Consider the following 24,902-nt stretch of genomic DNA (forward strand, 5'->3'; position numbering starts at 1 on the left):
ATGAAATATTCAGCTAAATTAAAGTTTAGATTTCATATACTGTATTAAAGGAAACTAACTTTTTATTATTATTTGTTTTTCTCTATAGCGAATTCACCTTCAATACATTTCCCTTTTAAATGATTTGTTTCAATATTTCCTTCTACTTTATTATTATAACTTTTTATTTCCTTAAATAATATTATAAATGTAATTAAAGTTGCTATAAAGTCAGCTATTGGCTGAGCTAGCCAAACACCTTTTAATCCTAAAAATCGTGGAAGAATTAATATAGCTGGTATAAGTAAAATCACTTGTCTAAGAAGGCTAAGTATCATTGCTATTTTAGCTTTTCCTATTGATTGTATAAAGTTACTTCCTGTTACAGAGATCCCTATTATAGGCATCATAAGCAAGTAAATTTTTATCCCTTCAACTGAAATTCTCATAAGTTCTTTATCCTTATTAAACATTCTTATCATAATTTCGGGATATGTTTGAACTACTAAAGATCCTATTGTTAAAATAACTGTTGCTACAGCTACAGATGATAAGTATGCTTTTTTTACTCTTTCGTATTTTTCAGCTCCATAGTTAAAACCTATGATTGGTTGTGCCCCTTGATTTATTCCAAATATAGGCATTAAGAATAACATAGAAATTGATGAAATTGTAGCCATAGCTCCTATAGCTAAATCACCTCCATATGTTTTTAAAGCATGATTAGATATAACTTGAACTAAACTGGCTGCAATTTGCATTGAAAACGGAGATATTCCTATTGCAAAAACTCCTATTATTAACCTTTTATCAAGTTTTAAACTTGATTTACTAAATTTCAAATTAGATTTTCCAGAAAGATAATATGCCATAGTAAGTATGGCTGTAACTGTCTGAGAAATAACTGTAGCTAAAGCGGCACCCTTTATTTCCATATTAAATCCAAATATAAATGTTGCATCTAATATAATATTAGTTAAGCACCCTACAATCATTATTCCAGCTGATATTTTAGGACTTCCATCAGCCCTTATTGAGTGGTTTAGAGAAAATGATAGTAAGTTAACAACTGTACCTAAAAAAATTATAGTTATATACGATTTTGCATAAACTAATGTTTTTTCACTAGCTCCAAATAAAATTAGTATTTTATCTACATATAAAAGACCAATTATAGTGATTATTACTCCAATTAATATAGCTAGAGTCATTGCATTACCGATTAACTTTTCTGCTTCTTCTTTTTTACCTTGACCTAATTTTATAGATATATTAGTTGTTGTACCTATTCCTATTAACATACCAAAAGCTAATATTATAGTTACGATAGGCATAGTTACACCAAGACCGGTTATAGCTAACGGCCCTACACCTGGTATGTTTCCAATAAACATTCTATCAACTACATTATATAAAGCATTTACCATCATTCCTATTATGGCTGGTATCGAGTACTTTATAAGTAGTTTATATACAGATTCTGTTCCTAAAGTTTGTTGTGTACCCATTTTTTTCCTCCTATATTAATCTATTAATTATATATTAGTTGCTTATGCAACTATTACTTTATGATAATTTAGTTGTTTACGCAACTATATTAGTAAAATTATATCTTATTTTTACATTAATATCTAATTTAATTTTATATACTTTTTAGTAAAATATTTAGTACTAAAATTTATTTGTAAAATAACTATCTACACTAATTTATGTATATATTAATTATATATCTTTTTAATGTATTTGAAAATATAAATACATTAATTACTTACATATAAAATAATTAAAAAATATAAATTTATTTATTACGGCTATTTAAATTTAAAATTGAACTATTTTTTTAATTCTATAAAACCTATTTCTAAAATAAAAAACCCCAGTGTTTATTTCATCACTGAGATTACTTTACTTTATAGGTGCTTTCAGATATTAATTCCTCTCTAATTTTCTTATTCTCTTCATTTAAATAAATTCTATATGTGTTTACATTAATTTTATCTTTATTGAATTTTTCTTGCGTTCTTATATAGATTCTTTCTCTATCTTGATCACATCCATATATCTTTGTTGTTATAGCTCCATTATTTACAATATTTTTAATATAGATAGGATGTGAATAAGGATTTCTAAATTTAAAATCTGTATATCCATATGATACTGCAGCATCTTTGCCTCTTGGAGCATAATGAGATGTAAATGTATGATTATGAACTTCTTTTATATCCATTCCAGATAATAGAGCTGCATTATATATTGTTGTTGATACTTGACACACTCCTCCACCTTCTCCATTTACATACTTACCTCCAACAATCACTTTAGCAGATTTGTAGCCATTGCTCCAAGTTCTGGCTCCTGTAGCTTTATTATATGAAAAAATTTCACCTGGCATAACAAGTAAATCACTCGTACTTTTACCTGCGACATGTATGTTGCTGCCTCTAGATGATTTATCATAAAAACTAGTACTACATTGACCTAATATTGAATTTATAGACTTTACACTTTCTGTAGTTACATTAGGTTTTATAATTTTTATAGGCAATTCAATAGTTGATATATTTTTTTTATCTATCATATTATATATGGTTTCTTTTAAATTAATAATATCAACTTCTATTCCATCTTTAGATTTGGTTGTCTTAATTTCGGATCCCTCACTTATTTTTATAGTGGCTTGAACTACTTCTACATCTATTTCATTACAAATTTCATCTAAAATTTTACTTAATTTTGATTCATCATAGCTTGCATGCAATTTTATTATGTATGAATCTTTAAAAGATAAATTAAACATCTTTTTTATATTTTCTACCTTATCTTCTCCTCTTGTATATAAATAAGCCTTTTTTATAGACTTATCAATATTATAATCTAAGTTTATATCTTCAGGTGTTATATCCCAATTTTTATCATTATATCTAATATGTATTACTTCTAAAGGATATTTTTTATATATAAGTTTTTTTGCTTCATTAATAGTTAAATGTCCCACTTCTTGATTTTCTATATATATTTTTTTAAAAATTTTCCCATCATCAGTTTGATTAGGTTTACTCATACCTAAACTAAATAATCCTATCAAAAATATAAGTGTTGTTATGTATATTTTTTTTGTCTTTTTATTTTTCATAACTTGCTCCTTAAATATATTTTATAAGTTTATATTTTCCGATATTTTTTTTTATATGCTACTGCTTTTTTATACTTAAATAATAACTAATTAATAAATTTTAATTAGTTATTTTAAATTTGAGTTAAGATTATTAGTTTTTGATTAAAAATATGTAAAAAATACTACACATTCTTAAGTATTATGGTATAATAATTACACCTTAACTTAATAACTTAACAAATAATTACAGCTTAATATTTTATTAAAGAGATCTATGATCTCTAATTTCGGAAAAGAGGTAACGATTTAAGCCTCGTATGTAGAGAAATCTGCATAGGACACAACTTGAATTGCAGATAATTCCTAAAGCCTAAGTGCCACAACGTAAAAGCGAATAGCTTTAAGCGTGATGGAACGAAAGTAGAAAAAAGTCTTAGGATGGCATATGGTTAAACCCTAAGTGCTAATACAATGGATGTTCATGCAGGGAAGTCCCGAACAGGGAAACCTTCAACGACTAGAGAGTTGTCTCGTACACTATAAGCGATTGATAGTGGAAGTAGGTTGCCCCTAACGAGTAAGGTCGAGGGTGAAGAAATAGTCTGCTCTCATATGAAAGTGTGAGAAGTTCATTAGAGAACTGCATAAGTCTAGCGAACTTATGTGAACAACATGGTGTCTATTTTGATAAAGAAAGTAAAATTATCTAAATTTAATGGAGAGCTTTGTGAAAACTTATACGCTGATGTATGTTATATAACTGCATCAAAATTTGAAGACATTACTAATTTATACAATAGGGTAAATGATGCGATGGAAAATAAAAATTGGCTTAAGTTTCGCGATCAACTCTATTTAATGGATGTATTAGACAAGGGTGGATTTATAATAGGATGTTATGTTGAAGAAACCTTAGTTGCATCAGCACTATGCGAATTGCCTAGTGGTGATTATTTAGATTATCTTTATGAAATGGGACTTACTGAAGAAGAAATAAATTCTAGTTATGTATCTGGTTATGTAATGGTAGACCCTCTTTACCGTGGCAATTCCCTTCATAAAATATTAATGGAAACTAGAATGCAAGAATCTATCATTAGAGGTAAGAACCATATTGTAACTGCAATAGCTACTGAAAATATTTTTAGTCTAAAAACAGTACTTAATTTAGGTTTTGAAATAAAACTACAAAAAGAAAACCAATATGGTATAACAAGAAATATACTTATAAAACAATTGGTTAATCTATCAGAACAGGAAATAGAAATTACAGCTTAGAAAGTAATATAAGGGAGAGATAATTTTATCTCTCTCTCTTTTATTTGTTATAACAAAAGTATTTTTATAACTATAACATTTATGTTATATACAAATTTATTAACTAAAATATTTTTCACGATTACTTTTATAATGTATTTATGTTTTTATATATATTGCACATAATATGCCATATAAGATATGGATAAATTTCATAAAAAGTATAAGGTAGAATTTGTATTAATATTCTTAATTATTAAGTATTTTTTACATTTAATTACATTTATCTTCAATATATTCTAAGCTTATTTACAATATTGTATTATTTACCATTTTTATTTGACTTATATATATAAATTCTTTTATAATTTAAGTCAGTATAAGTTTACACAAGGAGGAATTTATGTCTTTTTTAGAAAAGTTCAAAAACAAAAAAGTGGCTATAGGTGTAGGTGTTTTTGTAATAGTTGCATTGGGCGTTGGAATCTTTATTTATAATAAAAATAAAATAAATGGCGATGACTTAAGCGTGGATGAAAATTATATCGAGACGTATACTATCGCTGATAACGAAAAGATTTTTATAAATGGTGTTATAACACCTACTAAAACACAGGATTTTAATCCTAATCAAGAAAATATGAGTAAAGTAAATGTTACTAACGGAAAAGTTGTAAATGAAGGAGATCTTTTGTATACTACGAAAAATCAAGATGCAATAGATCAAATCGATGATTTAAAATCTCAAGTAAATACTCTAAAGAATCAAGTAGATAAACTAAAAAAAGCTAATAGCTCTAATGATTCAGGGGTTAATTCTGAAATCAGTGGATTAAATTCTGATATTAGCAAATTAAACTCTCAAATATCTTCTTTAGAAAAAAAGGCATATTTAGAGACATATGCTCCTTTTGCAGGTAAAGTTTACTTAAATGAGACTTCTGACGGACCTGAGCAGTCTGCATTTATGACTCTTGAAAGTAACGAGTATTATATGAAGGGACAAGCTAGCGAACAAGATTTACCAAAACTTCAAATAGATGATCCTGTTGACGTTTTAGTTTTCTCTAATAACAAAAAATTAACAGGTAGAATAAGCTATATATCAGATAGACCATCTACTGCTACAAATGATATGAATATGGGTGGTCAAAGTAATTTATCTTATTATGATATAATTATATCTTTTGAAAATCAAGAAGAATTAACTAATGGTTTCCACGTTCAAGCATCTATAGAAGTACGTGATTCAATAGTTAAAATACCAACATCTGCTGTATTAGAGAGCAAAACAGATGATAAAACAGAAAATTATGTGTTTGAAGATTTAAATGGAATACTTAAGAAGAGAGTTATCGAAATCTATGATCAAAATGAAGAATTTACAACTGTAAAATCTGGACTTGATAAAAATATTTCTATAATAAGATATCCATCTGAAGATATGAAGGAAGGTGATCCTGTAAATACAGGAAGTGTTCCTAATAGTGAGGATGGAACTGAAAATTCATCAGATGAAAAAGATAAAGCCACTACTAAAGACGGAGCTGAGCATTCATCAGATGAAAAAGATAAGGCACCTTCTGAAGAAGGAGCTGAGTAATTCTTGAGTAATATAATTAAACTAGAAAATGTTCAAAAATTTTATAAAGTTGGTAAAGAACAATTCCATGTTCTTAAGTCTTTAAGCTTAGAAATAGAAGCTGGTGATTTTGTTATGATAATGGGTAAATCAGGAAGTGGTAAAACTACACTACTTAACAGCTTAGGTTTCCTTGATAAATTTGATGATGGAAAATACTTATTTAATGGTGAAGATGTTACAAATTTAAATGAAAACCAAAAATCTGAATTTAGAAATAAAAATATAGGTTTTATTTTTCAGCAATTTAACTTAATAGAAACATTAGATGTGTACCATAACATAGAATTACCTCTTATTTATGAGGGTTTACTAAATAAAGTTGACAGAGAAAAGCTAGTTTGTGAAAAATTAGAATCAGTTGGTCTACTAGATAAATTAAAAAATATGCCACTTCAATTATCAGGTGGTCAACAACAACGTATTGCTATAGCTCGTGCACTAGTTAATAGTCCTTCTCTTATTTTTGCAGATGAACCAACTGGTGCTTTAGATAGTGAGACTAGTAATGACATCATGGAACTTTTAAAAAATTTAAATGAACAAGGAAAAACTATAATAATGGTTACTCACGATAATGATTTAATAAAATACGCCACTAAGGTTGTAAAACTAAAAGATGGTGTAGTTTCAATGGAGGTGTAGCCTATGAATTTAATAAAAAGTTCCTTATCCAATTTAAAAGGTCATAAACTTAGAGTATTTATAACTTTACTTTGGATTATAATGGGGATTACATCAGTAATACTTGTAAGTTCTATCGGTAATGGTCTAAAAAAAGAAGTTTTTAGTTCAGTTGACAAGGTCAACCCTAATAAAACAAGAATTTCATTTGAGCCTACAGATCAAAATATGTCTAGTATGACAGCATTTTTACAACCATTTGCTCTAAAAGATATTGAAGAATTATCTTTTGTCGAAGGAGTTGAAAGAATAGGACCTGCTAAGGAAGATTTTGATATGAACTCTAGTTATTACTCTGAAGCGTCTTTTGATAAAAAAACTACTTCTATTGAAGTAAATGAATTAAAAAAAGATACAAAAGTAAAAGCTTTATATGGCAGAAATTTTTCTTTAGAAGATAACGATAGAAAAGTAATTATGATAACCATGCAAAATGCAACAGACTTATTTGGTGATGCAGAAAAAGCTATAGGTAAAGGTATAACTATTAGCGGCTCAACATTTGAAGTAATCGGTGTCGTTGATGAGAGTTCTCTAACTACTGACACTGAAGAAAATAACAGTGGCATGCTTGGTGGTATGTATGGTGGTGGTGACTTTACTTATGCTACATCTTATATGCCAAAGAAATCTTTTGATTCTTTAATGAATCAAAACGCTTATCCAACTGAAATTTATGGACTTGATTTAATAGTATCTAAAGGATATGATGTGTCTGAAGTAGCTTACAGAGTTTGCGATAAGTTATATGATTTACATCCGGATATTAACGGTTCATATAACCCACAAGATCCGTCAGAACAAACTCAAGAGCTTGAAGCAATGGTTTCTAAAATAAATTTATTTATAACTGCTATAACTGCTATATCTATGTTTGTAGGTGGTGTAGGTGTTATGAATATAATGTATGTATCTGTTATGGAACGTCAAAGAGAAATAGGGATTAGAAGGGCTATAGGTGCAAAGCCTAGACATATATTATTCCAATTTTTAACTGAAGCTGTATTTATAACGGTATGTGGTGGAATACTTGGGATAATAATAGGATTTATAGTAGTTAACTATGCATCTAACTATTTACCATTTAAAGCTATCCCTAATGCAAACAGTTTATTCTACGCATTTATTGCAACTGTTTTAACTGGAGTAATATTTGGTATTGTTCCTGCTCTTAAGGCATCTAAATTAGATCCAATTAAGGCCATTTACAAATAATACATACTAATTTTGTATAAATAAAATGAGTATATCTTAAGCTTAAGATATACTCATTTTTTAATTTCTATTATTAATAAAATTCAACTTCTATAATCTTACCTAATCCTGATAAAGTATTTTTTAGTTCATTTAAAACATATAACTTAATACTTAGTTCATTTGGAAAATCTGGATTTTGATGTGCTGGATTTATAGCTCTCCCTATTATAAATTTTACATGCGTACAATCCTCGTAAAGCATACGAGCTAACTTAGATGCTCCATCCTCTTCATATAAAAATTTTAAATCAGTTGCCATCTTTACTTTTTCTAATATTTCAGTTGCTTTTCTTATAGTTAAAACACCCTCTGTAACAAGATCTATTCCCTTTATATACCCAATTGGAGGTATATCTTTATCAACCACTTTAAAACTTGTTTTAACCTCCTCATTTAGCTCCCTGGCAACAATATTTCCAGCAGTACCTCCACAAACAATTCGTCTCCCATAAGTAGACATTATCTTTTTAACTATTTCATTGTCCATTTCAGGGTCTATAGGAGGACCTGAAAATAATATAGCTTTTTTAGGCATAACTGCTTTTATAGTTGCAACGGTTGTATCATCTCCAGGCTGTTGCATATATAGCTGATCACATGCACCTAATAACAAGTTAGTTACAGTCTTAGCTGACATATTTTTATTTGTATTTTCCTTTAGATATTTTTCAATATCTTCCCATTGCCATCCTAAGTTTAATACCTTCCCTACTCCAGCGTGTACTACTCCATCACTTACAAAAACTAATATATCTTTCTCCTTAAGTTTAAATCTACTTTCCTTAATTTTTCTTCCATTAATTTCGGTAGTACACCACTCTATTTTCTTTATTTCTCTATCACTTAAAAAGAAAATACTTGGATTATCAAATTCAGCGACATACGCCATACCATCACTGGCAACTTTTATTATAGTAAATGTAGAGTATGCTAAATTTCTTTGCGAACATACTGGAAGTGTATGTATAACAGTATCTACTACTTCTTCTATAGATAAACCCTCTTTTAACATTGTTAAAGCTATCTTAGCAGTTAAAGTTGCCAATATATTAGCTTTTACGCCACTGCCTAATCCATCTGATAAAACAGCAATAAATTTTTTTTCATCATGATAAAACTCAACTTTATCTCCACATAACTCTTCTCCATATTTGTTTAAACTACTGCTTGCAAAGTCTATAAAAAATTTCATTTTTTACTGTTATCCTCCTGAATAAGATTTTTAAGCTGAGTTAATGTTACCTTTGTTTCTGCCGTAGTTTCACCTAATAAACTTGCAATTTCCTGGGCTACAGTCATTTGTTTATTTATAACTTTTTGAGCCATATTTATAGCATCTATTTTCATATTTTGAATTGATTGTTGTAATTTTTCATCTTTCGTTATATCATCTGCAATCCATAACATAACTTGATTTTTTTCTAACCATATTATACTTTGTATTATTGTTGATTGATTATACTCTAGCACTACTTTTTCTTTATAAGTATTAACTTTACTTTTTTTAATATTTTCAAATTTATTTTCGTCTAAAAACATTAATATAGGAAGCCCTGTAGCTTTTTTATTTGTAATATCAAAAAATTTTTCAGCTGCTGGATTTAATTGTACTATTTCTAAATTTTTATTTATTATAGCTATCATATTAGGAGTCATATCAAATATTATATTTGTTAAATTTTCAGCCCTTTCTCTCATAAAAGGTAAACACATATTTACTTCCGCCATATCATTATATACTGCTATAGCTTTTTCTTTGCATGTGTGATATCCGCAGCTACCACAATTTAATTCATCATTTTTGTCATGTTTACCCATACTCTTCATTATCTCTCTTAGCTCTTCTTCTGTTGGTTGCTTTAATAAAATTTCTTTAGATACAAAATTCTTTTTTATAGAAACTTGAGAGATTATATCATTTATTTTAGGATTATATTGATTCTTTTCTTTGTTAGCTCTTTTAGCGTATTGTTTAAGATTTTCTTTTCTTTCATAGCATGTTATATTATCATGAGGCATACCAGATCCATTTACACAACTATGTCTACAGCTATTCATATCAATTAATGAATTTTTTAGTTTTCCTTTTTTTAATTCATCTAATATTTTTATACAATCATCGATTCCATCGACTTGTATAATGCTCTTTTTAGGATTATTTTCTTCTATATGCTTTGTTGGCCCTCCAATTATAGGTAACAATCTTTTTTCTTTACTAACATAGTCAAACGGCTCTTCCCCAATAGTTTCTAAATCTATGTTTTTTTCTTTTAGCCAATTTTGAAGTTCTTCAAATGTTAATACTATATCTATAGATTCATCATCATGCCCATCTGTCTTTTTAGCTAAGCATGGACCTATAAATATAACTTTTGTCTCTTTTCCATATATATTTTTTAATACTCTTGCATGAAATATTGCTGGAGATGCTACAGGTATAATATTATCAGTAAAATCTTTATAATATTTTTCAATTAACTTATTTACAGAAGGACAAAAACTTGTTATATATGTTTTATCATCATCTAGATTTGCATATGTTTCATATTCATTTATAATCGGATCTACTATTGATGCGGTTTCTTCTACATAATCAAATCCTAGCAATCTAAGTGCCTTAGGAATTTTATTACTATATTTCCCAAATATAGATGCAAAGCTTGGAGCTATCGACGCTACTACTTTTTTTCTACCACTTATATAATGTTTAACCATATCAATTTCTGAACGTATTAATTTTGCATTTTGAGGGCATGCTCTAAAGCATCTACCACATACAATACATCGATCTTTCATTATTTGAGCTTGATCATTTTTAACCCTTATAGCATGTACTGGACAAGCTCTTAAGCATGCATAACAATTTTTACAATTAACTTTAGAAAAACCCATAACCCACATTTTATCTTCCCCTTTATCTTTTAAATATATGGCATAAACTCCGCTTCAAATATTTGCCTTGCATTTTCCTTAGAAACAGAAAATACAATATCATCCCATCTCATAACTGAAACTGCATCCCTGCATTTCCCAAGGCAAAATGAAGCACAAAGTTCTATTTTATCTCCTAATTTATACTTGTCTATTTCTTCTTTAAAAATTTCTATAACTTCATATGATCCCTTTATATGGCATGCACTTCCTATACATATTTTTATAGACTTCATATATCTCACTCTCCCTAACCTATATACCTCTATTTTATAAAAGATTCACTTAGCTTAAACCACCGCTTAGAAACGATACTTTATATGCTTAATAACTTCATCCGTTTCTTAAAATGTCCTATGAGATAATTTTAGTTTATTGATTATTATATATCTACAAAAAGTAAAAAAATACCTAATTCTAAATAATAGAATTAGGTATTTTTTATTAATCTTGTTCTATACTTTCAAATACTATGTTTCCATTACATATAGTATAATTAATTTTTCCATATAATTTATGGCCTATAAATGGTGAATTCGATGATTTTGAAACAAATTCTTTTACTTCATATTCTTCATTAGGATTAAATATTACTAAATCTGCTTTAGACCCTTCTTTTATACATCCACTTTCTAAATTATAAAGCTTAGCAGGATTTATAGTCATTTTTTCAAGCAGCTTCATTATACTTAAATGTCCTTTTCTAACTAAGTGAGTTACACCTAAAGCTAAAGAGGTTTCAAGTCCTACTATTCCACTTGGCGATTTAGCGAAATCTACATTTTTTTCTTCATTTGTATGTGGCGCATGATCAGTTGCAATTATCTCTATAGTATCATCTTGTAGTGCTTCAATTATGCTGTATTTATCATCTACAGTTCTAAGAGGTGGATTCATTTTTGCATTAGTTTTATATATCAAAACATCATCCTCTGTTAATGTAAAGTGATGTGGTGTAGCTTCTGCATATACATTAGCTCCCAATCTTTTAGCAAGCCTTACAGCTTCTATAGAGGCTTTTGAACTTATATGTTGTATATTGACCTTTGCACCAGATTTTAACGCTAACATACAATCTCTAGCAACCATAACATCTTCTGCTACATGTGATGCACCTACTAGCTCCATTTGCTTAGATATTTTTCCATCATTTATACCTGCACAAGTTATTAGTGATGGGTCTTCTTCATGAAAGCTTAATGGTACATTTAATTCTTTGGCTTTATTCATAGCATCTAAAATTATATCACTATTCATTATTGGTAAACCATCATCACTAAATCCTACAGCACCGCTATTTTTAAGATTTTCCATGTCTACTAATTTTTCACCTTTAAATCCCTTTGTTATTGATCCTACCTGCAATACATTTATAGGTGAATTGTTAGCTTTATTTTTTATATAGTTTAAAGTTTCTTCATTATCAACAATAGGATTTGTATTTGCCATGCATACTACTGTTGTAAATCCTCCTCTTGCTGCTGATCTAGATCCACTTTCTATATCTTCTTTATGAGTAAATCCAGGATCTCTAAAGTGTACATGTACATCAATCAATCCAGGTGAAACTATACTTCCACTTGCATCAATTACTACTTCATATTCACTTGTTATTTGAAATTTCCCTATCTTTTCTATAATATCATTTTTTATGACTATATCTAAAACTTCATCTCTTTTAGTGCTTGGGTCTATTACTCTACCATTTCTTATAAGTATCATGTCTATTGCTCTCCTTTTAGATATTCATACATAACTTTACATCCATCGTATATACTTAATAGTGATGAAAATTCACTTTTATTGTGACTTATCCCCCTGTAGCAAGGTATAAATATCATGGCTGTATCACAAATTTTGCTAAACGCCATAGCATCGTGACCTGCGCCACTTGGCATAACCTTATGAGATATTTTTAATTTTTCACTACTCTCTATTAACTTTTTTTGCATATAAGAACTCATTTTAACAGGATCAAATCTACCTGTGTCTTGAGCAAATATTTCTACATTTCTTTTTTTCATAATTTCTCTTATAGTGCTTTTCATATAAGATTCGATTTTATCTAGACTGTCTGTGTCTATTCCTCTTATGTCTACTCCAAGAGTCACATCACCAGGAATTACATTTAATACATTAGGTCCATTATTTATAACACCTACTGTAGTTACAGATTTTCTATAACTTTCATCCATTCCAATCTTTTCTAATTCTAATATAAGTTCTGATGCTGCACAAAGAGCATCATGTCTCATATCCATAGGTGTAGCTCCTGAATGTTCAGCTTCTCCTAATACACTTATTTCAAATCGTCTAGGACCTGCTATATCAGTTACTATTCCTACTTTTATTCCATATTCTTCTAATACTTTTCCTTGTTCTATATGTAATTCTAAGTACTGCTTTACATTTTCAATCTTTTTAGGATTTAAACTATATCCATTGCTATAAAATATATCCACTATATGTCTACCTGTTTTAGAGACTAATCCTTTTATATCATCTTTGGTTAATTCCCCTGTTATTAGTCCACTACCTATAGTACATTTTCCAAAGTTGCTTGATTCTTCACATCTAAATGCAGCTACTCTTATTGGTATATCTAAATTTTCATCTTTAGCCCACTTTAAAATTAAAAGTCCAGCTATTACTCCAGCTACCCCATCGTATCTTCCACCATTTACTACAGAATCTAAATGAGATCCCATTAAGTAATATGGCTTTTGTGATATATCATTTGCAACATATGTATTTCCAACTTCATCTATATAAGTATAAAATTTTTCATCTTCACCCAATGATTTAAACATATTGTGCATATCATCTTCTACTTTAGTATATCCAAGTCTAGTTACTCCGCCATATGAATTGGCTCCAATATCGTAAAATTTGCTAAAAATATATTCTAAATACTCTATATCTTCTCTTTTTGAAGCCATTTTCTTGTCCCCCATTGTTTGAATATTTAACACATTTGTGTGTATTTTTATTCTATTATACATTATGTAAAATTTATTTTAAACATAATTACGAATTATTTTTATTTTTATGCTTATATAATTCATATTTTAATTAGATTTATAATTATTTATTTTATTAGCTTAAATATAAAATTTCTTTTGATATCAACAGCTTTTTTAGGACATAGTTCATGGCAACAATAACATCTTATACAATTGTCTAAGTTTATAGTTACTTTATTCTCATTAAAACTCATAACCTTAGCTGGACAAGCTTGTATACATTTCCCACATTTTATACAGTCTTTATGCCTAACAACCGGCTTAGGTGTTATTAACTTTGTTATAGGTTCATGTAAAAATTTAGGTAGGCTTGATTTTAAAAGTCTAAAATCTTTGCTAGTACTTGGTATTTTAAAATCTTTTATTATTAACTTTTCTATATCTTCCCCTAATATGTTTATATCTGAAAAATCTTCTTTTATATATCCTCTTTTTATAGATCCCCTTAATGTTGGTACTCTATCACTATTTAAATTTATAATTTTACAAGCAACAGCATCTAGTGCATAAGGACTTTGAGATGCTAACATCACCCCTAAGTGTCTTGGTACACCTGCAGATGGTCCATCACCCTCCATACCTACCACTCCATCCATTATAGTTAACGTTGGATTTACATAAGAGCATATATCTAATAATACTTCTTCACAAAATAGTTCTTCTGTAGGGAATCTATAATGTATTTCAGCTTTTTTTAATCCTGCTATGCATCCATATAAATTTTTAACTCCACCAGTAAATGTAGCCATACCATGTGTTTTAAATTTACAAATATTTATTATATGATCGACTTTAGTTATAGGTGTAATAATGTCCATGTATTTTAATGCATTTGCATCATAATTTTCTACTTTTACATCGCTTATATCATAATTTAAAGTTATCCCTAATTCATCAGCTACATCTTTCATTCCACTCGATTTATAAATCCCCTTTAATGAACTTACAGTATATGGTCCACCAGGGCTATCTCCAATTATAACTTCACAATTTAATTTCAATAATTTTTCGCACAATACTTTTACAACCATAGGATGTGTTGTTGTTGCCTCCTCTGGTCTTTTTTTCATAAGTAAATTGGGTTTTATAAGAACCTTACTATTTTTACTTACAAATTTCTCTATACCACCTAAATCATCTAACATCATTTCTATAGATTTTTTTATATTGTCATACTCATAATCATTGCACTTTCTTAACGATACTAAATTCATAATAGACTCCTTTTTATTTCATATTAATTTTAATTGTAAAATTTTAGAATAGTTATGTCTATAAAAACTTAATTATATAACTTATAAATATTATTAATTGCAAAAAAAATAGAGAAAGCTTACGCTCTCTCTACTTTATATCTATTAGTTTTGTTTTCCAAAGTGTCTTTCTAATAATCCTAAGAATGCTTTACCATGTCTAGCTTCATCTTTACACATTTCATGAACTGTATCATGTATAGCGTCTAATCCTAATTCTTTAGCTCTCTTAGCTATTTTTAATTTACCTTCTGTTGCTCCGTATTCAGCTTCAACTCTAGCTTTTAAGTTAGCTTGAGTATCTGCAACTACAACTTCTCCTAATAATTCAGCAAATTTAGCAGCATGTTCTGCTTCTTCAAATGCTATTCTCTTATAAGCTTCAGCAACTTCTGGATATCCTTCTCTGTCAGCTTGACGACTCATTGCTAAGTACATTCCTACTTCTGTACATTCACCAGTAAAGTTAGCTCTTAATCCTTCTAATATTTCTTCATCTACACCTTGAGCTACACCTATTCTATGCTCATCGGCCCAAACCATTTCACCTTTCATTTCGTCGAACTTTTCAGCTCCAACTTTACATACTGGACAGACTTCTGGTGCAGTTTCTCCTTCATGTATATATCCACATACTGTACAAACAAATTTTTTCATAATTATTCCCTCCACTTTTTTATATTAATTTAATTTATTGTTTATTTTCTTATACTCTATATATACCCGAGTATATTTGATTTAAACAAATTTTTAAATTTTTCTATTAATTATTTTAACATTTTTTACTAATAATTCTCAACTTTTCTGTTAAAGATTATTATAATATATAAATACCCCGCCTATATTCCTTTAAACATATTTTCTCTCATATTTTTTAAATTTTATAATTCATTTTCACTTTCCTTTACTATAGCACTACACATATCTTCTACATATACATCTTTCTTTTTGATGAAAGATAGCTTTGTTTCAGCCATTATAATAGAAGTAAATATAATTGCTATACCAATAAGCATTTTTAAAGTAACAATTTCTTTTAAAATCAAAACAGAAAAAATTGTTCCAAAAACAGCTTCTGTAGAAAGTATTATTGCTGTTTTTGTTCCATCTACCATTTTTTGACATATAGTCTGTAGTAAAAATGCAATTGTAGTACTAAATACACCTAAATATAGTGCACCTAAGTACCCATTTATTTGTGCCTCTATTTTCATTTCACCCATAAATATTTGACAAACTAAAGATAATATAAATGCAACTGTAAACTGAATTCCGGTTAATATAATGGGATTATACTTCGAAGCAAATTCACTTGTAAAAAATATATGAAATGCAAATCCAAATGCACATATTAAAGTTAGAAAATCTCCTATATTTATAGAAAAATCAGCCTCTAAAGATAATATGCCTATTCCTATAAGCGTCATTATACTACTTATTATACCAAATTTGTCTAATTTTCTTTTGTAAATAAAAAAACCTATAAATGGAACTATAACAACATTTGCAGCTGTTATAAATGCATTTTTAGTTGGAGTAGTATATAATATTCCTATTGTTTGAACTGCAAATGCAATAAACAAGAAAAACCCCAGTATAACTCCACTTTTTAATATTTCTTTATTTATATTTTCCTTTATTTGCTTAAAAAATATTAAATTAATTAAAACAGCCCCTATAAAAAACCTTATAGTTAATAATTGTAATGGAGTTAGACCTCCATCTAAAGCTAACTGTGTACCAACAAAGCCACTACCCCAAATCATGGCAATTAGTATTAATCCAAATTCCGCTATATGCCCCTTAAACAAGATTTATCCCCCCTCAAGTATTAAATTTTTGATCAAGCCCTCTTAATTTAACATTAGTATAATAAATGATTTTTGTAAACATAATTAATATAGTTTTTATATATTTTTTTATTTTCTAAAAATTTTTAAATATATTATAAAAGACTATATTAAATATAGCCTTTTTAATTACTATTTTATAAATTTAAACGTAAAAGGGTATTCATAGTCTTTGTGATACCCATATTTTATCATACCTATTACAGTCATTACAAAGTATGCAATACTTACTATAGGCATTAATATAGTTCCTATTAAAACTATTATTAATAAAAATGCGATAATTTCATATATAACAAATGTTATATGAAAGTTTAAAAGCCTTTTTCCATTTATTTCAATGAAAGCTGAATCCTTACTATATTCTTTCCATACAAAATAGGATACTATAAATCCAATTATATTAAATACCACTATTGACCCTGCCATTAATAACATAATTAGATTTTCTCTTGGTATTGATTTATTATAATTTTCCATACTATCTCCTTTTTATTAATCATTTTGAGTTTTATATCATTTCCCAGGAAAACATTTTAAATGTCTAATTTTAACTGTTCAAAGTAAATTTTATTTTCATTATTTTTTGTTTTTTGTTTTTCTTTTATTATGTTCATCTTTAAAAGTAATTTTTTTATTGCTGCAAAACTTTCTACTGCAATATTTTTATTGTTCACTTTCATCAAATATCCTGCAGATGTTTTATTTATTGCTAACTTATGTTCATCCATTATTATAGATACTATATTTCCTTTTAGGTATTTAACTGCAAATGTCTTTTCATTATTAGAAAATATCTCCACTAAACTATCTGCAATTTTAAGTTTACTTTTATTTTCATCATTTTTGTTATGAGTACAAACTTTATGAAGTAATGGTTCTATAGACTTTAAATCATTTAGTATGACTTTAGAACCTTTAAGATTTATACAATAGCCATCAGTGCAAGCTTCTATTTTTATATTTTCACTATCAATAATTACTGAAGATATTTTTCCCTTAGTATAATATATGATATAAGACTTGTTTATATTAGCTAATATTTTAACTATTCTATTTGGTAAATACATGTAATTCCCTCTTCTCAATAAATCTCATTTTGCTTATCTTTCACCTTTGATAGATAAAATATAACATTTATATACATTTTTTACAACATCTTTAATTATTTTGTAAATTAATTGTATAAAGTTAATATAGCTTTGCTTTCATATAGTATGTAATCTTCAGATGATTTGTTCAGTAATAAAAAAAAGCAGATTTAAAATTTATTCAAATCTGCTTTTTATATTTATTATTATTTTACAATTATTTTTATAAACTTTTTCTTACCTATTTGTACGACTAATTCACCTTCTACATTTATTGCTTGAAGATCATCTATCTTTTCATTGTTTACTTTAACTCCACCTTGTTTAACTAATCTTCTTAATTCACTTTTACTTGGAGCTAATTTATTATCAACAACTATTTGAGCTAAATCAAAATCTGTAGCACTTGCTTCTACTGTTAATATATCTACAGGTATTTGTCCTTTTTGGAATACTGATTTAAATCTTTCTTCTGCAAAATTAGCTTTTTCATCTCCATGGTATAATCTTACTATTTCTTTAGCAAGACCCATCTTTATATCTCTTGGGTTAACTTTATCTTCTTTTAAGTCTTTTTCTATTTTATTAACTACATCTGGATGAATATCTGTTACTAAGTTGTAGTATTTTATTATAAGTTCATCTGGTATTTCCATAGATTTTTGGTACATTACACCAGCTTCTTCATCTACTCCAATGTAGTTTCCTAAACTCTTACTCATTTTGTTAACACCATCTAATCCTTCTAATAAAGGCATCATTATAACTACTTGAGACTCTTGACCAAATTCTTTTTGTAATGCTCTACCCATAAGTAAGTTAAATCTTTGATCAGTCCCACCTAATTCTATATCAGCTTTTATAGCTACTGAATCATATCCTTGCATTAATGGGTAGAAGAACTCATGCACTGATATTGGAGTATGACTTTCATATCTCTTTTTAAAGTCTTCTCTTTCTAACATTCTTGCAACAGTTATAGTTGCAGCTAACTTAACAACATCTTCAAAGTTTAATTTCGCTAACCATTCACTATTAAATCTAACTTCTGTTTTTTCTTTATCTAAAACTTTAAATATTTGTTCTTGGTAAGTTTTTGCATTTTCTAAAACTTGTTCAGTTGTTAATGCTTTTCTAGCACTAGATTTCCCTGTTGGATCTCCTATCTTACCTGTAAAGTCTCCTATTATTATTACTACTTTATGTCCTAAGTCTTGTAATTGCTTCATTTTTCTAAGAACAACAGTGTGACCTAAGTGTATATCTGGAGCTGATGGGTCAAGCCCTAATTTTATAACTAGTTGACGTCCTTCTTTATCAGCATTAACTAATTTTTCTCTAAGATCTTTCTCATCTATTATATCATCTACACCTTTTAATATTATTTTTACTTGATCATCTAAGTTTATCATTTTTTACCTCCAACTATTTATGTTTTAAATTACTAAAATTTATTTTTATTAAACAATACATTGGCGCCAATATTATAATTTTTAATATTGTTTAATTTTTTGTATTAAAAAAGCTCTCATCCTGTAAAAGGACGAGAGCATTGCTCACGTGTTACCACCTTAATTTATTAGTACTTCACAATACTAACCTTATTAGGTACGCCATAATTGGTTATACCTTTGCACTATAACGTGTGCCATTCCGATTTTTCTTACTGGTTGTTATCTTTCAGAAAAATTGCTCTAAGATGTATTCAAACTAACTTAACTTGCTCCTCTCACCAACCGGAAACTCTCTGTTAGACTACATTAGTTTTACTTGTTCTTATCAACGCTTTTAAATATTTTAATATTTAATATTAATATATTAGTAATGAACTTTTTTGTCAACCCTTTTTGAATTTTTTAGGCATAAATCCTTCAAAAATTATATTGTCACTATATTTATCTGCAAATTCCATTTCATTTTTATTTTTTATAGTCCAAGATATTATCGGCTTTTTCTTTCTTAAAAACTTAATCTGTAAACTATTTATTCCTCTTAAACCATAACAAATATAATCTGGCTTGCTATAAAAATTAAATATCATGTCTTTTAAGGCAATTTTTTCATACCATTTAAAAGATGTGTCTCTAAAATTAAAGGATAGTTGACCTCTTATTACTTTATCTACATGTTGTTTGTACCAACTAATCACTCTTGGATCAAATGATTGTATAGCATATTTTCCCTTATAATCTTTAAGTGTATTATAAACATCTTCGCTCAAGTTTATGTATTCTTTGCTCTTTTTTATTTCTACAAGTAAGGGAACTCTTTCATTTATTAAATTTAGAACATCCTTAAATAATGGAATTCTTTCATTTGTATTTAATAAAGTTAATTTATTTATCTCTAAGTAAGTTAAGTCATAAACCTTGCCCTTGTATCCTGTCATTCGATAAAGTTCATTATCATGAAAAACTACAATTTTTTTATCTTTAGTGTACTGAACATCTAGTTCTATTCCATATCCATATTTTATTGCATTTCTAAATGAACCCATAGAATTTTCTGGTATTACCTCATTATAAAGCCCTCTATGTGCAAATGGAATGTCTTTAAGCCAATCTAGATTTTTAGACACCGTACAACACCTCTATATTATTTATTTTCTAAAGCGTTTATATAATTATTTATTATGCTTATTTGCTTGTTCCTTATGTTTAAATTTATATCTAATATTATATTTATTAATATTATAGCTAGTGTTGTTATTTTAAATAAGAAAATTAAAAATATAAGAGATATTATAGATGTTATTCTCACATATGATATATTTTGATGTTTAGATATTAAATAATTTTGAGCAGTTATATATCCATCTCTTATTACAAAATAATAACATAAATATTTTATAGAAATTAAAATAGTGCTTGAATAAACTCCATTTAAATTCATATTAAGTAGACTTAATAATTCTAAAGCTATAATGTATATACAACATCCATAAAATACTTTTTTAGAACAACATACAAACCTAGAAAAAGTTCTAAAATTTCTTATAACTTGGAATTTTTTCTTACTATTGCCTTTTAGTATATTTATTTTTTTACCTAATATTAGAGATATATAGTATATGCTAAATACTGTTCCAAATGGAAATGTTGATACCAAAGCATAATATATAAAATCCATATATTTTTTATATGGAAACATATTTGCATAGCCTCTGAACTCTTTCATAAAGCTATACCCTATTAAACCTGATGCATATATATCTATAAATACCATAAGTATAACCCCTAATATAGACCCATATACTAAGTCATCCATAATGCTAGTATTTTTAGTCATTAAACAACCACATAAAATTCCAAGAATTATACTTTGACTTGCCCAAATAGCAGTACCTATATTACCAAGTACTAGCCCAACTATAATTAATGAAACTATTCCGGCTAAAACTGTGTATTTAAAATCACACTTTAAAAGCACTATGCAAAAAAATACAGGAACAACAAAATCCAGATAAATGGTATATCCAAAACCACTTCCAACTGCCAATATAGTACTGACTATAAATAAAGCAGACAATATTCCTGCCTCTGTCATTTTTTTAGTATTATTCATTATTGCCTCCCGTACATATTTAATTGTTAATTAAAACTATTTCATTATAATATAATAAGCTTTATTTTCAAATTTATAAAGAATATTTTTATATAATGAGCTACATTATAATTGTTTACATAAATAAAATTTATATAATTTAAAATTCTTAACATTACAAAAAGCAGGATCTCAAGATATTTAATCTAAAAAAACCTGCTTTATATATGAGTTTGTTTGCTCACTAAATTATATATTATATGCTGATGATTTTAATACATCAATTGCCTCTAAAGCTATTTCTTTATCATCAAAGTGATGTTTAGTTGTACCTACTATTTGATAATTTTCATGCCCTTTCCCAGCTATCATAACAACATCCCCTACGTTTGCAAGTTCTATTGCTTTGTATATAGCTTCTTTTCTATCTTCTATTACCATAAAATTATCATTGTCCATATCTATACCTTTTAGCATATCCTTTATTATAAGACTTGGGGATTCTGTTCTAGGGTTATCTGAAGTTATTATACTTATATCAGATTTTTGTTGAGCTATTTTTCCCATTATAGGCCTTTTTGTTTTATCTCTATCTCCGCCACATCCTACAACAGTTATTATCTTTCCTTTTACAAACTCTTTAGATGTATTTAATACATTTTCTAATGCGTCTGGAGTATGGGCATAGTCTACAATAACAGTTAGCCCCTCATCATTTTTAATATTTTCAAATCGTCCTTTAACTCCAGGTGTATTTTTTAAAACATCTTTAATAGTTTCTATATCAATATTTAAAATATAACATGCACTTATTACTCCTAGTGTATTATATACTGTAAATTTTCCTGGTATATTTACATAAATGTAATCAGTATATGTTGGTGTTTTTAATTTATAAGAAACTCCATTTGGATATAGTTTTATCTCACTTGCAGTAAAATCTGCATCAGAATTTATACCATATGTATATACTGGGGTGCTTAACTTTTTAATATTGTCAAAAATTACTTTTCCGCCTTCATCATCTATATTTATAATATTTGCAATGCTAGTTTTATGGAATAATTTTTCTTTTGCATTTCTATAATCTTCTAAATTTTTATGAAAATCTAAATGATCTTCTGTTAGGTTTGTAAATATCCCTATAGAAAAATTAACACTCCCTACTCTATTTAAAGCCAGAGAATGAGAAGATACCTCCATAGCACAATACTTACAATTATTATTTATCATATCATTAAAATAACTTTGTAAGTCTATACTTTCTGGTGTAGTATTTTTTGATATTATCTCATTTTTCCCATCATTTATATTTATTGTTCCAATCAATCCTGTTTGAGCTCTTTTACTTAAAATTTGTTTTAAAAATGTTGTTATGCTAGTTTTTCCATTGGTTCCTGTAACACCGATAACCTCTAATGTGTTAGCTGGATTTTTATAAAAATTACAGGCTATTGTTGCCATCCCTTCCCTAGTATCTGTAACTTTTATAAAGGTAAAATTTCCTTTAGCTTCAATATCTATATCATCTTGTATTAAAAATGCTTTTGCACCTTTTTCAATAGCATTTTTTATGTATTTATGACCATCACTATTAAATCCTTTTATACAAATAAACAAACTATTTTGTGTCACTAATCTAGAGTCGTAATGTATATCACTTATATCTATATCCATGTTTCCATCAATAGACATTATATTCAAATTTTCTATAAGCTTGTATAATTTCATAGTATAGCTCCTTTCTTACTGTTAATAAAATATATTTTTTAAACTTCTATTTTATGCTACTTATTTCTATATTTTAATAACTAAAGTATTTATCTTTTTAAATACAATTTAATTCATATGAATAATATTTAGATGATTTAACGCTAATTTCCTTCTATATATTTATTAAATTTTGTCAATTTATTGATTGACATTTTATATGAAATCGTTTTATACTTAAGTTAAGAGTTACATATTTAGTAGAAATGTAGATATTTGAAAATATCTTAAGTATAGTCAGAAGACTTGTGTCTTCTGACTTTTTTGTTTCTATCTTAACTGAAAATAGTGTTAACTTTTATTCTATATTCTACTTTCCCCAAAAGTAAGAATTGTACATATTTTCAAGATGGGTTAATCCCATCTTTTTTCTTTTTTATATTATTTTTCTCTTATAATACTTTTAAAGTATTTTTCATTTTCAATTACAATTTTATCTAACGGATTTATTTCCTGACATTTTTTATGGTGATAATATGATTTGTATATATCATTTAATTCAAAATAACATGCACATAAATTTAAATGTGGCTTAAATCTCCAGCAACCTAGATTAATACATTGTCTGCAATTCTTTGGTATAGGTAAATTTAATATAACCTCATACCATGTTATAGCTTGAATAAATTTTCTCTCCTTTTCAAAAGATTGAGCTATATTATAAATTATCTCACCTCTAGGCTCTACATACTCAAAAGTTTTATAAAAATACTCTCTAGCTTTTTTCATTTCTTTTTTATACATATAACATTCACCTATTTTGCAAAGAGCATCGACAAGTTCTTCTTCCCAAACATCCCTAGATACAAACTCTTCCAATATATTTATAGCTTCATCAAACATTAGATTACAATAAAGTTCTTTTCCATAATAGTACAAATCTCTATCACTAAATTTATTCCCTAATTCTAAATTTTTCTTATATATTCTTAAATTTCTATCATCTATACATTTTATTTTGTCATGTATTATTGATATGTCACTTTCTAATATATTTCCATCTATATCTATATATTCATGAATAAAACCTATCCATTTAAAATTGTTTTCTCTTTTTACAATCCTATTTCTTCTTGATATTATTTTAGGATTTCCATTTTCATCTATACACATATGGGTTTCCATAGTTATAGCATCAATATTATCTTTTAAGCTCTTTTTTAAACTTAGCAACTTTTTTTGATTTAATTCATCTATAATTTCATCTGCATCTAGCCACAATATATAATCTTTCGTGGCTTTGCTAAATGAAAAGTCTCTAGCTTTTGAAAAATCATCTATCCATTTAAAATTATAAATATCTGATGTGTATTTTCTTACTAAGTCTATAGTTTTATCTTTTGATCCAGTATCGACGATTATTATTTCATCTACTATTTCATATACACTCTCTAGGCATCTAGTTATAACTTCTTCTTCGTCTTTAACGATCATACATAGGCTTATTGTAGTCATGTTAATTACTCCTTACTTTTGTTTATTATACTTTAATGTATGATAAGACGAC

General features: G+C 27.4%; 21 protein-coding genes and 1 other annotated feature. Of the genes, 4 read left to right on the plus strand and 17 right to left on the minus strand.

Annotation, left to right across the window (positions count from 1 at the left end):
* Positions 1-68: 68 nt before the first annotated feature.
* Positions 69-1,487 (minus strand): MATE family efflux transporter, encoded by a 1,419-nt coding sequence (locus BLP75_RS03740; protein ID WP_092723045.1) that lies wholly within the window; start codon positions 1,485-1,487, stop codon positions 69-71.
* Between the two features lie 392 nt (positions 1,488-1,879).
* Positions 1,880-3,112 (minus strand): VanW family protein, encoded by a 1,233-nt coding sequence (locus BLP75_RS03745; protein ID WP_092723047.1) that lies wholly within the window; start codon positions 3,110-3,112, stop codon positions 1,880-1,882.
* Between the two features lie 666 nt (positions 3,113-3,778).
* Between BLP75_RS03745 and BLP75_RS03750 the strand changes: the two genes are divergently transcribed.
* The 4 genes from BLP75_RS03750 to BLP75_RS03765 all read left to right on the plus strand — a co-directional run bounded on the left by BLP75_RS03750 (position 3,779) and on the right by BLP75_RS03765 (position 7,892).
* Positions 3,779-4,372: a GNAT family protein gene (locus tag BLP75_RS03750; RefSeq protein ID WP_092723049.1), complete on the plus strand. Its 594-nt coding sequence runs from the start codon at positions 3,779-3,781 to the stop codon at positions 4,370-4,372.
* A 382-nt stretch (positions 4,373-4,754) separates the two neighbouring features.
* Complete coding sequence (locus tag BLP75_RS03755) at positions 4,755-5,954, plus strand: efflux RND transporter periplasmic adaptor subunit (RefSeq protein WP_092723051.1); 1,200 nt, start codon at positions 4,755-4,757, stop codon at positions 5,952-5,954.
* Between the two features lie 3 nt (positions 5,955-5,957).
* Positions 5,958-6,638 carry an ABC transporter ATP-binding protein gene (locus BLP75_RS03760; protein WP_092723053.1) on the plus strand — a complete coding sequence of 227 codons (681 nt, stop codon included), beginning with the start codon at positions 5,958-5,960 and terminating at the stop codon, positions 6,636-6,638.
* A 3-nt stretch (positions 6,639-6,641) separates the two neighbouring features.
* Positions 6,642-7,892, plus strand: a complete 1,251-nt coding sequence (locus BLP75_RS03765) for an ABC transporter permease (protein ID WP_092723055.1) — start codon at positions 6,642-6,644, stop codon at positions 7,890-7,892.
* A 73-nt stretch (positions 7,893-7,965) separates the two neighbouring features.
* On the opposite strand, the gene BLP75_RS03770 is transcribed toward BLP75_RS03765, so the two are convergent.
* The 15 genes from BLP75_RS03770 to BLP75_RS03840 all read right to left on the minus strand — a co-directional run bounded on the left by BLP75_RS03770 (position 7,966) and on the right by BLP75_RS03840 (position 24,850).
* Positions 7,966-9,126, minus strand: coding sequence for a SpoIIE family protein phosphatase (locus BLP75_RS03770; RefSeq protein ID WP_092723057.1), 1,161 nt, complete (start codon positions 9,124-9,126; stop codon positions 7,966-7,968).
* A complete protein-coding gene (locus BLP75_RS03775; RefSeq protein WP_092723059.1) occupies positions 9,123-10,835 on the minus strand; it encodes a [Fe-Fe] hydrogenase large subunit C-terminal domain-containing protein in 1,713 nt (570 codons plus the stop codon). Before BLP75_RS03775 ends, BLP75_RS03770 begins: the two co-directional genes overlap by 4 nt.
* Before the next feature lie 20 nt (positions 10,836-10,855).
* Positions 10,856-11,101 (minus strand): (2Fe-2S) ferredoxin domain-containing protein, encoded by a 246-nt coding sequence (locus BLP75_RS03780; RefSeq protein WP_092723061.1) that lies wholly within the window; start codon positions 11,099-11,101, stop codon positions 10,856-10,858.
* Positions 11,102-11,309: 208 nt separating this feature from the next.
* Positions 11,310-12,587, minus strand: a complete 1,278-nt coding sequence (locus tag BLP75_RS03785; protein WP_092723063.1) for a dihydroorotase — start codon at positions 12,585-12,587, stop codon at positions 11,310-11,312.
* A gap of 2 nt (positions 12,588-12,589) precedes the next feature.
* Complete coding sequence (locus tag BLP75_RS03790) at positions 12,590-13,804, minus strand: hydantoinase/carbamoylase family amidase (protein ID WP_092723065.1); 1,215 nt, start codon at positions 13,802-13,804, stop codon at positions 12,590-12,592.
* Positions 13,805-13,953: 149 nt separating this feature from the next.
* A complete protein-coding gene (locus tag BLP75_RS03795) occupies positions 13,954-15,102 on the minus strand; it encodes a DUF362 domain-containing protein (RefSeq protein WP_092723066.1) in 1,149 nt (382 codons plus the stop codon).
* 144 nt (positions 15,103-15,246) lie between these two features.
* On the minus strand, positions 15,247-15,798 hold the full coding sequence (locus BLP75_RS03800; RefSeq protein WP_092723068.1) for an NADH peroxidase: 552 nt from the start codon (positions 15,796-15,798) through the stop codon (positions 15,247-15,249).
* Between the two features lie 224 nt (positions 15,799-16,022).
* Positions 16,023-16,952: a DMT family transporter gene (locus BLP75_RS03805; protein WP_270940116.1), complete on the minus strand. Its 930-nt coding sequence runs from the start codon at positions 16,950-16,952 to the stop codon at positions 16,023-16,025.
* Between the two features lie 171 nt (positions 16,953-17,123).
* Positions 17,124-17,471, minus strand: coding sequence for a DUF4870 domain-containing protein (locus tag BLP75_RS03810; protein ID WP_092723070.1), 348 nt, complete (start codon positions 17,469-17,471; stop codon positions 17,124-17,126).
* Positions 17,472-17,527: 56 nt separating this feature from the next.
* Positions 17,528-18,061 (minus strand): hypothetical protein, encoded by a 534-nt coding sequence (locus tag BLP75_RS03815; protein WP_092723072.1) that lies wholly within the window; start codon positions 18,059-18,061, stop codon positions 17,528-17,530.
* A 227-nt stretch (positions 18,062-18,288) separates the two neighbouring features.
* Positions 18,289-19,494 carry a tyrosine--tRNA ligase gene (gene tyrS / locus BLP75_RS03820; RefSeq protein ID WP_092723074.1) on the minus strand — a complete coding sequence of 402 codons (1,206 nt, stop codon included), beginning with the start codon at positions 19,492-19,494 and terminating at the stop codon, positions 18,289-18,291.
* 124 nt (positions 19,495-19,618) lie between these two features.
* Positions 19,619-19,874, minus strand: a binding site (T-box leader).
* Between the two features lie 45 nt (positions 19,875-19,919).
* Positions 19,920-20,660: a glycerophosphodiester phosphodiesterase family protein gene (locus BLP75_RS03825; RefSeq protein WP_092723076.1), complete on the minus strand. Its 741-nt coding sequence runs from the start codon at positions 20,658-20,660 to the stop codon at positions 19,920-19,922.
* Positions 20,661-20,677: 17 nt separating this feature from the next.
* The gene (locus BLP75_RS03830) at positions 20,678-21,646 is read right to left on the minus strand and encodes a YybS family protein (RefSeq protein WP_092723078.1); all 969 of its coding nucleotides are present in this window, start codon (positions 21,644-21,646) and stop codon (positions 20,678-20,680) included.
* Positions 21,647-21,874: 228 nt separating this feature from the next.
* Positions 21,875-23,356, minus strand: a complete 1,482-nt coding sequence (locus tag BLP75_RS03835) for a UDP-N-acetylmuramoyl-L-alanyl-D-glutamate--2,6-diaminopimelate ligase (RefSeq protein WP_092723080.1) — start codon at positions 23,354-23,356, stop codon at positions 21,875-21,877.
* 420 nt (positions 23,357-23,776) lie between these two features.
* Complete coding sequence (locus BLP75_RS03840; RefSeq protein ID WP_092723082.1) at positions 23,777-24,850, minus strand: tetratricopeptide repeat-containing glycosyltransferase family 2 protein; 1,074 nt, start codon at positions 24,848-24,850, stop codon at positions 23,777-23,779.
* Between the last annotated feature and the right edge of the window lie 52 nt (positions 24,851-24,902).

The sequence above is a fragment of the Romboutsia lituseburensis DSM 797 genome, assembly GCF_900103615.1.
Lineage (GTDB): Bacteria > Bacillota > Clostridia > Peptostreptococcales > Peptostreptococcaceae > Romboutsia_F > Romboutsia_F lituseburensis.

Coding starts and splice junctions, on each gene's coding strand:
- BLP75_RS03740 (WP_092723045.1), bottom strand. CDS start 1,487: ATGGGTACACAACAAACTTTAGGAACAGAATCTGTATATAAACTACTT.
- BLP75_RS03745 (WP_092723047.1), bottom strand. CDS start 3,112: ATGAAAAATAAAAAGACAAAAAAAATATACATAACAACACTTATATTT.
- BLP75_RS03755 (WP_092723051.1), top strand. CDS start 4,755: ATGTCTTTTTTAGAAAAGTTCAAAAACAAAAAAGTGGCTATAGGTGTA.
- BLP75_RS03765 (WP_092723055.1), top strand. CDS start 6,642: ATGAATTTAATAAAAAGTTCCTTATCCAATTTAAAAGGTCATAAACTT.
- BLP75_RS03770 (WP_092723057.1), bottom strand. CDS start 9,126: ATGAAATTTTTTATAGACTTTGCAAGCAGTAGTTTAAACAAATATGGA.
- BLP75_RS03775 (WP_092723059.1), bottom strand. CDS start 10,835: ATGTGGGTTATGGGTTTTTCTAAAGTTAATTGTAAAAATTGTTATGCA.
- BLP75_RS03780 (WP_092723061.1), bottom strand. CDS start 11,101: ATGAAGTCTATAAAAATATGTATAGGAAGTGCATGCCATATAAAGGGA.
- BLP75_RS03785 (WP_092723063.1), bottom strand. CDS start 12,587: ATGATACTTATAAGAAATGGTAGAGTAATAGACCCAAGCACTAAAAGA.
- BLP75_RS03790 (WP_092723065.1), bottom strand. CDS start 13,804: ATGGCTTCAAAAAGAGAAGATATAGAGTATTTAGAATATATTTTTAGC.
- BLP75_RS03795 (WP_092723066.1), bottom strand. CDS start 15,102: ATGAATTTAGTATCGTTAAGAAAGTGCAATGATTATGAGTATGACAAT.
- BLP75_RS03800 (WP_092723068.1), bottom strand. CDS start 15,798: ATGAAAAAATTTGTTTGTACAGTATGTGGATATATACATGAAGGAGAA.
- BLP75_RS03810 (WP_092723070.1), bottom strand. CDS start 17,471: ATGGAAAATTATAATAAATCAATACCAAGAGAAAATCTAATTATGTTA.
- BLP75_RS03815 (WP_092723072.1), bottom strand. CDS start 18,061: ATGTATTTACCAAATAGAATAGTTAAAATATTAGCTAATATAAACAAG.
- tyrS (WP_092723074.1), bottom strand. CDS start 19,494: ATGATAAACTTAGATGATCAAGTAAAAATAATATTAAAAGGTGTAGAT.
- BLP75_RS03830 (WP_092723078.1), bottom strand. CDS start 21,646: ATGAATAATACTAAAAAAATGACAGAGGCAGGAATATTGTCTGCTTTA.
- BLP75_RS03835 (WP_092723080.1), bottom strand. CDS start 23,356: ATGAAATTATACAAGCTTATAGAAAATTTGAATATAATGTCTATTGAT.
- BLP75_RS03840 (WP_092723082.1), bottom strand. CDS start 24,850: ATGACTACAATAAGCCTATGTATGATCGTTAAAGACGAAGAAGAAGTT.